The organism is Lysinibacillus sp. FSL K6-1151, assembly GCF_038630755.1.
In the GTDB taxonomy this organism is placed as follows: domain Bacteria; phylum Bacillota; class Bacilli; order Bacillales_A; family Planococcaceae; genus Lysinibacillus; species Lysinibacillus fusiformis_D.
Window position 1 is genome coordinate 3671351 of record NZ_CP152040.1, and the last position, 12640, is coordinate 3683990.

General features: G+C 36.7%; 9 protein-coding genes and 1 riboswitch. Of the genes, 1 reads left to right on the forward strand and 8 read right to left on the reverse strand.

Annotated elements, in window-relative coordinates; genetic code table 11:
- Positions 1-419 precede the first annotated feature (419 nt).
- A complete protein-coding gene (locus MHI04_RS17735; RefSeq protein ID WP_036119678.1) occupies positions 420-1322 on the forward strand; it encodes a LysR family transcriptional regulator in 903 nt (300 codons plus the stop codon).
- 509 nt (positions 1323-1831) lie between these two features.
- On the opposite strand, the gene MHI04_RS17740 is transcribed toward MHI04_RS17735, so the two are convergent.
- From MHI04_RS17740 to MHI04_RS17775, 8 genes are all read right to left on the reverse strand, one after another.
- The gene (locus MHI04_RS17740) at positions 1832-2878 is read right to left on the reverse strand and encodes a glycosyl hydrolase family 18 protein (RefSeq protein WP_342535058.1); all 1047 of its coding nucleotides are present in this window, start codon (positions 2876-2878) and stop codon (positions 1832-1834) included.
- Between the two features lie 22 nt (positions 2879-2900).
- A complete protein-coding gene (locus tag MHI04_RS17745) occupies positions 2901-4652 on the reverse strand; it encodes a polysaccharide deacetylase family protein (protein ID WP_271910802.1) in 1752 nt (583 codons plus the stop codon).
- The gene (locus tag MHI04_RS17750; protein ID WP_330493981.1) at positions 4649-6520 is read right to left on the reverse strand and encodes a glycosyltransferase; all 1872 of its coding nucleotides are present in this window, start codon (positions 6518-6520) and stop codon (positions 4649-4651) included. Before MHI04_RS17750 ends, MHI04_RS17745 begins: the two co-directional genes overlap by 4 nt.
- Positions 6517-7947, reverse strand: coding sequence for a polysaccharide deacetylase family protein (locus tag MHI04_RS17755; RefSeq protein ID WP_330493982.1), 1431 nt, complete (start codon positions 7945-7947; stop codon positions 6517-6519). The genes MHI04_RS17750 and MHI04_RS17755 overlap by 4 nt, the downstream gene beginning before the upstream one ends.
- A 16-nt stretch (positions 7948-7963) precedes the next feature.
- Positions 7964-9289 carry a nucleotide sugar dehydrogenase gene (locus tag MHI04_RS17760; protein WP_058844825.1) on the reverse strand — a complete coding sequence of 442 codons (1326 nt, stop codon included), beginning with the start codon at positions 9287-9289 and terminating at the stop codon, positions 7964-7966.
- Between the two features lie 530 nt (positions 9290-9819).
- On the reverse strand, positions 9820-10668 hold the full coding sequence (locus tag MHI04_RS17765; RefSeq protein WP_036119645.1) for a MetQ/NlpA family ABC transporter substrate-binding protein: 849 nt from the start codon (positions 10666-10668) through the stop codon (positions 9820-9822).
- Positions 10669-10738: 70 nt separating this feature from the next.
- On the reverse strand, positions 10739-11407 hold the full coding sequence (locus MHI04_RS17770; RefSeq protein WP_036119643.1) for a methionine ABC transporter permease: 669 nt from the start codon (positions 11405-11407) through the stop codon (positions 10739-10741).
- Positions 11397-12425, reverse strand: coding sequence for a methionine ABC transporter ATP-binding protein (locus tag MHI04_RS17775; protein WP_036119655.1), 1029 nt, complete (start codon positions 12423-12425; stop codon positions 11397-11399). Before MHI04_RS17775 ends, MHI04_RS17770 begins: the two co-directional genes overlap by 11 nt.
- 83 nt (positions 12426-12508) lie before the next feature.
- A riboswitch (SAM riboswitch) is annotated at positions 12509-12612 on the reverse strand.
- Positions 12613-12640 lie beyond the last annotated feature (28 nt).

Below are 12640 nucleotides of genomic sequence, written 5' to 3' on the forward strand. Positions count from 1 at the left end.
CCATTTCTCAAATAAAATATTGAAAAACAAAGGATTTATAAGCATTTTCAGATTATTACTAGTTCAGCTAGACAATGAGAATAGACTTTCTTCATTTTCAATGAAATATCCCTAATTGAGAATAGATTTCATCTAGCTACATAGTGAAAACCCCTTGGAAAGTGTTAATTGTAGCGGTTTTATGACAAATTTGCATAAACAACCATAACTATACTATAACCTATTTCATTAAAATGGAATCAATTAAAAACAAGATATTTTAAGCAAAGTTTCTTCTAGACTTCAATAACCAAATCCATCTCTCAAGATAACATAATATTCTAATTATTATTTTGACATTTACAATCATTTTTCATCTTAAATAATATATAATTAAGGTAAAATCAATCTTATTTTTAGATTAATAGAGGTGAATGTTTGTGGAGTTACGTCAATTACGCTATTTTGTAGAGGTTGCTGAACGGGAGCATATTTCAGAGGCCGCGGAGCATCTTCATGTAGCCCAATCTGCCATCAGTCGGCAAATCGCAAACCTTGAAGATGAATTAGGCACGCCGTTGTTCGAGCGCGTTGGTCGAAATGTGAAATTAACTCCCATTGGGAAAACATTTCTTGAGCATACCATTACAGCCTTAAAGGCCATTGATTTTGCGGCAAAGCAAGTAGAAGAATATTTGGATCCTGCCAAAGGTTCTATTAAAATTGGCTTTCCAACAAGTTTGGCTAGCTATGTTCTGCCTACTGTTATATCCGCCTTTAAACGAGAATACCCCGATTTACAATTCCAACTACGTCAAGGATCTTATCGATTTTTAATTGATGCGGTCAAAAACCGGGAGTTAAACCTAGCCTTTTTGGGACCATTGCCCCCTAAGGACGAATCCATTCAGTCCACAATTCTGTTCACTGAGAACATCGCCGCACTACTACCCGCTAATCACCCATTAGCTAAAAGGGAAAGTATTCAGCTAGCAGAGTTGAAAAACGATTTATTTGTCTTATTTCCAGATGGCTATATATTACATAAAGTAGCTATGGATGCTTGCCGTGCTGCAGGCTTCTTACCAAATGTTATTTCAGAAGGTGAGGATTTGGATGCACTGAAAGGTTTAGTAGCTGCTGGTATAGGTGTTAGTCTATTACCTGAAAGCTCCTTATATGATTCAGCCGCTCGATTTACCGTCAAGGTTCCAATTGAATCACCCACAATACCTAGAACTGTTGGCATTATCTCACCCGTAAATCGAGAAATCGCACCATCTGAAGCAATCTTTTTAGATTTTGTGAAACATTTCTTTTCTCGTCTTTCCCAATTCCAATAAAAAGGCGATGTCAATAGCAGAGAAAGACTTTTTGACAAGGCGAGAGGTTGATTTCCGTTCCGCCAGCATCCTTTCCAAGGGGCATCCGATGAGCCGCTTCACTCACCGCGTTCGCTCCAGGTCTCCGCTGTGACGCTAATCCCTAGGAGTGACGCTGGCTCTACTCTAATCAACCATACTGCATTTTGTCTTTCTTACTAACTTAAGGAACATAGCCTATTATTAGAGAAAGGATAGGCTATTATTTTCAATGTGAAGAAGTATTGGTCCCAACAGCCATCGATTAAATGAGTAATGAACACCATCATTTTATTTGTGCAACCTTTATCACTTTGCAGATGAGAGTGGCAGACTACTTGACTCCCGTAGGATAGCGTGACAGGGGGCAACTGCTTTTATTCTGCACAACAAGCGGAAAGCAAGTTTCCTAAAACGAAAAGCCCTTTTCACCTTTCACTTTCAATACTATGAAAAAAATCGCCTGAAAAGGCGATTTTTTTGCATGAATGCTATTCAATTGATTGCTCACTGATCCATTGTAAAGTTCTTGCACCTAAGCCTCCAGCACGCCATAGCACCACGTCATGATAGCTTCTTTTTTGTATATAGTTTACCCATTTCTCAAGTGTTTCTTGATCTGCATACCAAACCTCATGACTGTCATTGTCATGATCTACATACGTAAAATAAACGGCTCCACTCCCCTTATCACGCTGCTTCACTGCATTCGTTTCTGCTAATAGTTGTTCAGCCTCAAGCTCTGTTAAAGCAACAATTTGACCTTCGGCTACCCAATCAAAGCCTCCTGTAGCAAAGGCAATCGCTAAATCCTGATTGGACTTCTTCACTTTTCTCACTAAATCATTGAGAAAAGAGTAAGTGGCCTTCGCACCTGGACCACTATGATAGCCATGAACATTATAGGCCATGACAGTATAGATTGGTCCATTTGGCAATTTCATATTAAATGGAAAACTTGGCTCTAGAACGACATGTAATGTCACATCCTTTTTTGAAAGAGCTTTGTACAGCTCTTTTAAAAAAAGAATGTAGTTTCGAAGGTCTTTCTGTGCTACCTTTTCATAATCAATCTCAATGCCACTCACTTGGTATTGATCGACTACTTGCAAAATATTATTGATATGCTTTTGCCTCGCAGAAGAATCCTGCACGAGTCTATGCAAAAGCGTACTGTCCTTTTGAACAGAAGGGGCATTATCTGTTACATAATCATTGATAAGCGTTAGGATTACAGGATGGGAATCATTAAATTGTTGCTGCGTTTGTTGTAGCATGTCAATCGCATTTTCAGTTAATAATAGTTCATCTTTGCTATTAAAATAAGCACCGAAAACCCGTATATCTTGTAATCCATCTAGAGAATTTTTCACATCCTCCATCGCAGATTTATTTTGCCATTCTGGTAACCAGATGGACAATCGAAGCTTCTCCTTGTCCTTTATTCCTACCTTTGCTTCAGCTGGTGGCTCTTTACTATTACTACAAGCAGTGATAAATAGTAGTGCTATACATATAAACAATACAAAGTTCTTCACTTGAATCAAATTTCACCCCGATTTAGAAGGTTTCAATAAAGAAATCCACAACATGATTAAACATGGTGATGGTTTTATGCTTCACCTTCTCAAAATTCGTATATTGGTTCGTAAATATGGTTTGATCTTTACTGTCTGTAATTAATATATCCTCTATCAATGTATCGTAAATATCATCTGCATACTGTTCATGTGAAGTATCCTTTTTACTGTACAATGCACCAAATCCAATTTGTGACCCTTGTAACAATGGATTTATTTGAACGGTCTCGGATAATACATTATCAACATCTATTTCTATTTTATCCTTATTCACGGTAATGTTAAATACTCTTTTTTTCGTTAAGTTTCTTGGGTATTCTTTGTCATTAATCCGTGACCCATTTTGTGTATCTTGATAGGAATAAACGGTCGCTTTGTTAAAGGCATATTCCTCTTCATTCCATTTTATTTCATTTAACTGAAAACGCTGCTTTTCAACAATTCCTGCTCCTGGTAATTTTTCGCTAATCACAATCTCATTATCTACTAATGCAACTCGCAAATAGCTATTCGTTTTTTCATCGTAATTAATATAGAAGGTTTGCTGACCCACAACATTTCCCTTAAAAGTAAAATGCGCCTGATAGTTTTCGGGTAAGGCTTCCTTAAAGAGAATTCTCCCTTCACTTGATGGTGCTGATGTTAACGTAACTTCATTATTTTCAAATTCAGCAGCACCGTTCATTACATCCCACTTCTGTGCTAATGAAAGATCCCCTATTTTGAATTCAACATTTTGTTTACTAGCTTGACGGATTTTCATCATGACATGATTGGTTGACCAATAGGGGGAGACTTGCAAGCGATTTAAATTATACAAATCTGCCTCTCGATCATTATAGGCACCTAACTCTAAATTGAAGTGCATACGAAACTTGTCTTTAATTTCCTTATCATTGACATGCTGAACAAGTGGGTCCATATTGTTATACAGTGAATTGGCATGCATAATTGCATAGGCTTTCGGCACTTCGCCAAACTCCTGTTGATAAATTTCCTCCATCAATGTGTAATCCTTGCGAATGCGTTTTTCCATCTCTAATCGTGTTTCACTTGGAATCATATATTGATTTCGAATAAAGTCCATTAAATAGTGGTTATAGTATTCTATCGTTGTTTTATTTGGTACATTATTTTCATCAATCACACCAAGAGACTGTCCCTTATCATTAAAAATATTAATATAGGTTAGCCTATATCCATTAGATCCTAGCTCCCAATAACCGCTTCGTTCCATTAGCTTTAAATCTTTAGGCTTTAAAAATTTATTGTCTCGCGTATCCATTTTATTAGCATACGTAAACATCGTCGCCTTATAATTTAATTTTTCCATAATATTTTGAGCAAAAATACTGGAGTCTGTTCGTCCATCCTCAAACGATAAATACAATGCTTTTTCTGGCAATGGTTTATCTTTTTGATAAAAATCTAAAATATCCTGTTGCGTAATGGTTTGATAACCTTGCTTTTCTAGCAATGTTAATTGTTCTTCTAAATTCTTTTTGGACACATATTTAGGTGAATCATTTCTACTCACACCGAAATAGGAAAGGGCAATAAAGCCCTCTTTATTGTTTAATGGTACCGTTTCAGCTGTTCGTTTCTCTGTTAAAAATACAGCTTTTATTAAAATAACAGCTAACAAAACTACAATGATTAATTGCACGATTGAACGGATGATTTTTCGACGATTTTTTTTTGCTGGCTGGAGTTCTATATTTCTCTCATTCATTCCTTCTCACCCATTTTTCTAATTTTTAACATCGAAAATCGGGATTTTCGTAATTTTTGCTTTTCCATTTTCTTTTCTTTCGCGAGAATGTCCTGAGGTGTCTCCCTTGTCCCCCATGTAGATTTCCAAAACGTCACCCAAGCAACTGGCATCTGCCAAAGCAAAATAAATTCATAATAGAGAACAAAGATAAAGCCAAATCCCCATAATTTACTTTTTCTAAAGAATAAATGAGCCAAACTCATTAGCATGGCCATTAGTAGTAAGCCAATTAAAAAAGTGGTTGGAAAAATACCATACATCAGTGGTACATAAATTAAGTTATAAACAACGACAATTGGTGCAGCAATCGGCACAATTAAACCAATAATGAAGAAAAGGAACATAAACGGTTCTTTTTTCCACATAAATAAAAATGCTCGTAATGATTCTCTTAGCCAAGAGCGTTTCCATCTCATTTGCTGTGATAAAAAAACTTTTGTGTCAGAGGGTACGATCGTTGAGCAAATGGCATTGTCCTGATAACCTGTTCGATGCGTTTTCAAAATATAGTTAGTCATACTGCGATCATCACCAAATGTCGCTGGCTGACCAAGAAATTTTTGATTGAGCCAGGCCTTTTCATTTTTTAAAATAAGCTCTTTTCGATAACATGCTAATGGCCCAGATAAGCAAGTAACCGTATCAAACCATGATTCAGCCGCTTTCATAATGCGGAAGGCGATATAATAACGGACCGTTTGTAATTTCGTTAGAGCATTCGTAAATTTATTTTCAACCTCAGTTCGGCCAGCTACACCGCCCATTTTAGGATCTTGAAATGGCTGTACTAAATTGCGGATTGCATGTGGCTCTAAAAAGCTATCTGAATCCACAAAAACAACTAAATCATGCTTTGCTTGATGAACACCAGCTACTAACGCTTCCCGTTTCCCTCCATTTTGTGGCAGCTTATAAAACTGTAAGCGATCATTTGTCCTAAAACGCTGGCCCTCTTGATGAATAAGGTCAATCATGTCCTTTGCCTTTTCTTCCGTACGATCTGTTGAACAATCATCCACAACAATGACTTCTAATTTATCTACTGGATAATATTGATTGATACAGCTTGAAATTGTGCGATGAATCCATTCTTCCTCATTAAACACGGGGATAATAATCGATACACCTGGTTCAAACTTCGGATTGATTGGTACATTCTTATAGAAAATACCAAATATATATCTACTTAGTAGAAACGTAGCCGCAATAATACTATATAAATATAAAAATTTATTAAACCTAAAGTAAATCACACTTTCGGCTCGCATTAACATGACAATAAGTGATACAACCAATAAAAATAAACTGGCCATAAAAATAGAAATGCCCCAACGTTTTTTTGTCATATATTCATTCAAAGGCTGTAAAAATTCACAGGCAACGTAATACCGGATTTGTCCATCTATCTCTTTCGTAAAAAAACGTTTAACCTTAGCCTTTAACTTTACTTTAGCTTCATAGCCCTCAGGCATCGCTCCACCTGGTATTGTAAAATTCATTGTTAAAATTTCATCGATGAGTAAATGATGGGGCTGATTCGTGTAAACAAGGATACCTGTTACTGAAATATCCTCCGCATAGTATTTGTCTGAACTCACTTGACGTCGTGCTCGTTTAATTTGCACCTCAAAATGAGTTTCATAGCGCAAGCTTAGTTGTTGGAGCCGATAAATTTCATTCACATCGGCAGGATCAATTTCATCTTTCTGGTAGGATGCGCCACGCCGATTGACAAGGCTCCGTACATTTTCGGGATCAGGAATATTTGATAAAATCCGACGATCAGAGCGTGGTATGGTTAAAACCTCTTTTTTCGTTTTCATCATTCATTCACATCCCTATTTGAATCTTCTTCAATCCAAGTCGACATTTTACTAAAGCTGTAACCATCTTGTTGCAGCTTTTCAATGATGAGTGGCAGTGCTTCTACCGTATTAGTTCCATCTAAAATGTGCATGACAATGACCTTTCCTGGCCCGACCCTAGACATCACTCGATCATAAATGTCTTGTGCTGTATACTCTAAATTCCAATCAAAAGAAGCTATATCATACATAGCAATCGTTTTAATGCCCGCAGCAGTGATGATTTTGGCTGTTCGCTCATCCATTATGCCTTGTGCTGGTCTAAAATAGAGTAGAGGTGGCTCTTGTAGCGCATAGGTCAAAGCCCTATGTGCTTTTACTAAATCGTCCTGTAAATCTTCGGGTGTCATTTTCGTAACATCTAGATGGTAATAGGAGTGACTAGCTACCTCATGACCTTCCTCTACAATCATCTTTGCTAATTGTGGATTTTTCTCCACGCCACTACCGATCAAGAAAAAGGTGCTTTTGATTTCATATTTACGTAAAATATCCAACACTTCTTTTACTCTTTTTTCATGTGCCCAGTCATCAAAAGTAATCGCAATCTCCTTTTTAGTCGTCTCTTTCCGATAATATAAATTCGGCTTGACCTGCTCATAATTTAAATTGGGGCTAACAGCATCATAACCAGCTATCTCTTCTACAGACTTTGTTAAATAGCGCTCATCTAATAAATCACTTAAAGTAGTAAAGGTATACTCCCGTTCATTCGCTAATTGGGCTAATAAAGGAATGGCATCCATAATAGCAGGGTTAATGTATGTGTTGAGATGAATAATAGAGCCCCTATCAATATATTGGCCGATATAGTCGATCAATTCCTGAGCACTTTGCATTTTTCGATCAAGTGGATTAATAGATAATCCAATAACGGCCTTCATATTTAGTGCTGCTGCTGCTAAGCGCATATTATCGGTAACATCACCTGAGCGACTGCGAACAAATTGTGGTGTATAACCTAAATGCTCTTTAAAAATTTGATTGGTTAAAACGATTTCTTCATACGTTTGGTCATAATCTAAAGTTGATACATCTGGAAATGTCAATGTACCATTTTGCACCTCATGTCCCCTTTTTAATATTTCTTTAACAAGCTCTGGCTCCTGAGCAACACGCATCCCCTCTAGAAAAAAGGTTGCTTTCATATTCGATTCATCTAATTTTGTCAGTAGTAACTCCATCGTTTCATTATCTGCGAAGCCATTAAATGTTAAGGCAACCTTTGGCACAACTATATTGGCATGACTGATTAAGTCACTCATAGTACCATCAGATTTTTTGACGTCTATGGTAGAATCAACTGGGTGAATCGTTTCTTTAGGAGCAGATTGACAGCCTGCTAACAACAGTAGAATGAGCAGACCACATAGTTTAAGTTGTTTCATTTCCCATGAATTCTCCTTATAATTTGTAATAATTTTTATTTTTAAACAGAAAATGGGTATTTCGTGTATCAAAAATTAAAGAAGCCTGTTGGTCAATTAAAGAGTAATCAATATCTGAATGATTCGTTAAAATTAATACTGCGTCTGCCTGTTGGATTATTTCTACTGTTAGTAGGTCCGTCTTGACAAGAGCTTGCTCTACAGAAAAGGTTTCAATAAAAGGATCGATAATCTTTAACTGACACTGATTATCTAGTAGTTGTTGAATAACACGAAGTGCTGGAGATTCACGTGAATCATTTATATTGGGCTTATAAGTAACGCCAATGACAACAATGTTTGCCTTACACAGCTCTTTACTTTGTAGACGTAAGTAGTTTTCTAATCTGTTCACCACAAAATGAGGCATGGAATCATTGACTTTATCTGCCGCTTCAATTAGCGTTGCCGAGATCCCGTGTTGTTGTCCTGCCCACAATAAGTATTTAGGATCGACTGGAATACAATGCCCTCCTACTCCTGGTCCAGGTGTAAATGGCATAAAACCATATGGCTTTGTAGAAGCTGCATGAATGACTTCCCAAATATCGATATCCATTTTGTAGCAAATCTGACTTAACTCGTTGACAAGGGCAATATTAATTTGACGAAATGTATTTTCCAGCAATTTCTCCATCTCAGCCACTCTTGGGCTTGAAACAGGACAAACATTGGTATGAATGACTGTTTCATAAAAGATCTTTGATACTTCTAAGCATGCTGCAGTTATTCCACCAACCACTTTAGGCGTATTTGATACGGAAAAGTTGATATTTCCTGGATCCACACGTTCTGGTGAATAGGCTAAAAATAAATTTTGACCAATCACAAAACCATAGTTTTCTAAAATAGGCTGGACAATTTCTTCTGTTGTCCCAGGATACGTTGTGCTTTCAAGAATAACTAACCCATTCGTCTTGATATATTGTCCGATGGTATGTGTTGCTTCTTTTATATATGAAATATCGGGAGTTCCTTCTGCAGTAGTAGGTGTAGGCACACAAATCATAACGACATCCACTTGTGAAAGCTTAGAAAAATCATTCGTTGGCTCAAATTGATTACTCTTTAGCATTTGCTGTATATTTTCTTTAGGTAGATCAGCGATATAACTATGACCATTTTGTAACTGCATGATTTTATCTTGGTTTTTATCAAAGCCTATTACCTGAAACCCACTTTGAACCATTTCCACTGCAAATGGTAACCCTACATAGCCAAGTCCAATAACCCCAATTGTAGCTTTTTTTGTGTGGATTTTTTTTGATAAAGCTTTGCTTAATGATGTCGTTTCAATTGTCATAAAAAATTACTCCTTTATCTAATCTAGTAGTCCATTGTCATCGTTCTTTTCGTTACAGCTTCGTTTGACCATAGTTATTCATGGCAAGCATTCTGCAAAGTAATTTGTCACTTCTCATCATCGTACTGTACAGACTCCTTTCATCGCTACATACTTACGTATGATTTTTCTAGTCAAAATAGATTAAAAAAATAAATTTAACTCAAAAAAACTTCATCAACATTTATATAGTACTAATTATAACTAAACAATTTCTAAACAATTATAAAATATAATCATAAACACCTACATTTTATGTAATTTAATAATATTTGTGCAATAATGTTCATCCTATTTAACAAATAATTTCAGAATTACTTTCTAACTCTAAAATAATTTGATTAAAAACAACACTGATTGATGTTAATAGTTGATAAATCAACTTTTTAATAATTGCAATAAAAATAACCCCCTCAAGTACCATTAATAAGCGATACTTGAGGGGGCTATTAAAAAAGTAAGCGAGTTAGATCACTCACTTACCCTTTGAATTATTGTACTGGTACTACTGCACCTTTCCATTCTTCTAAAATGAAGTCTTGGATTTCTTTAGAAGTTAATACTTCTAATAATTTTTTAATTTCTGGTCTTGTTTCGTCGCCTGCACGTACTGCGATGATATTCACATATGGAGATTCTTTGTCTTCAAGAGAAATAGCATCTTCGATTGGATTTAAACCATTATCGATCGCAAAGTTAGAGTTGATAAGTACTGCATCGCCCTCATCATTTTCATACATTTGTACAAGCATTTCTGGTGCAGTATTCGCATCGAATTTAAAATTTTTAGGATTTTCTTCAATATCCTTTATTTCTGCTGCCGTTTTATCAATACCTTCTTTTAATTTAATTAAGCCTTTAGCTTCCAGTAATGATAGCATACGACCGTGGTCTGATACTGAGTTAGAAAGTAAGATTGTTGCGCCTTCAGGCAGATCTTCTAAAGTTTTATATTTTTTTGAGTAAATACCGATTGGTTCAATATGAACGCCACCAGCATTCACGAAATCATAGCCATTATCTTTAATTTGTAGCTCCAAGTATGGAATATGTTGGAAATAGTTTGCATCAAGTGTTTTTGAATCTAGATCTTGGTTTGGAAGAACATAATCTGTATAAGTTTCAATTTCAAGGTCGATGCCTTCTTTAGCTAAAATTGGTTTTGCTTTATCTAGGATGACTGCGTGTGGTGTATTAGAAGCACCTACTTTTAATGTTACATTGTCTTTACTATCTGTTTGATCAGATGCTGAATTGGCATCTTCCTTTTTATCTGTACCACAAGCTGCTAATGCTAGTACAAGTATAGATAAAAATAATCCTGCTAATAACTTTTTCATTTATGACACTCCCTTTTATTTGTTTCAAATATGTTAGCGGTTAGAACCGGAATAACCTCTTTTAGTCTTACTAACGTTTATCGATCTTCACCGTTATGAGATCACCAATCCATTGAATGATAAATACAACTACTAAGATCAGAATAGTTGCCATTAATGTCACATCTTGGCGGTTTCGTTGGAAGCCGTCTAGGAAAGCTAAGTTACCAAGACCACCTGCACCGATAATCCCTGCCATTGCAGTATAACCAACGAGGGCAACAGCCGTTACAGTAATTCCTGAAATTAGTGCTGGTAAAGATTCAGGGATCAGTACTTTCCAAATAATTGTGGATGTTTTTGCCCCCATTGAACGGGCTGCTTCAATGACACCTTTATCTATTTCACGTAACGCAATCAATACCATACGAGCGTAGAACGGGGCTGCACCAATAATTAGAGCAGGTAATGCCGCATTTGCTCCCCGAATCGTACCAAGTAAGAATTTCGTAAATGGAATTAATAAAATAATTAACACGATAAATGGGATGGAGCGGAAAATATTAACGATTGAACCCGTTAAAAAGTTAACCATTTTATTAGCCCATAGCTGATTAGGGCTTGTTAAAAATAGAACGATCCCAATGACTAACCCAAGAATAAATGTGACAACTGTAGAAATTGCCGTCATGTACAATGTTTCATACATAGCTTGCCACATATTTTCCCAGTCTACGTTTGGAAAAAGATTAGTTAGCATTTGCGATCACCTCCGTTTGTACTTCGACTGTATTTAAATAACGAAGGGCTTCAGCCACATTTGTTTTCGAGCCATCAATTTGCACAATCAGTGTACCGTATGCACCGTTTTTCGTTTGCGAAATATTACCATGAACAATGCTTACTTCTACATCAAATTGTTTCACAAGATGTGAGATAACCGGCTGCTCGGTCTTTTCACCAACAAAAATCAGTTTGACAAGTTGTCCAGTTGGATAATTTGTTTTGATTTGTGCCACCGTATCCTGTGTTTCCTTTGTATCTGTAATCTGAGATACGAATTTTTTAGTAATAGCCGCTTGTGGTGCTTGGAAAACTTGCAATACCTCACCACGTTCCACTATTTCGCCTGCCTCCATGACCGCTACACGATGACAAATTTTGCGGATGACATGCATTTCATGGGTAATCAAAACGATTGTTAGGCCTAAACGTTCATTGATATCAACGAGTAAATCAAGAATGGCATCCGTCGTTTCAGGATCGAGTGCGGAAGTCGCCTCATCACATAGTAAAACCTCTGGATTATTCGCTAATGCACGGGCAATCCCTACACGCTGCTTTTGTCCACCAGAAAGCTGGGATGGATATGCCCTGTCACGTCCCTCTAGACCAACAAGTGCAATTAATTCCTTCACTCGTGCTTCACGTTGAGCCTTTGAAACACCTGCTATTTCTAGTGGAAATGCAATATTTTCGGCAACTGTTCTAGACCAAAGTAAATTGAAATGTTGGAAAATCATACTTACCTTTTGTCTAGCTGCTCTAAGCTTTTGCCCTTTAATCGATGAAAACTCTTGACTGTTCACCGTTACTGTTCCTGTTGTCGGTTTCTCTAAACCGTTTAATAAACGAATCATGGTACTCTTACCAGCGCCACTATAGCCGATAATGCCAAAAATTTCACCTTTATTGATGGTAAGGTTGACGTCTTTGACTGCCGTTAATTCGCCATTTGCTGTTTTGTACTTCTTCGTAATATTTTGAAGCTGGATCATAGCGAATACTCCTTTTCTCATATAGAAAACCCCTTCACTCACAGACAAGTAGAAGGGGTCACGTATAATAACGTTAAACCGTTCTCTCATCTTTCAAAGAAAAATCTTTGAGTGATTTGGCACCTTTTCACTTTGTGATGGTTGCCGGGCTTCATAGGGCACTTCCCTCCGCCACTCTTTATAAGAGTTCGATATATTTAATGTTTTAGTAATAT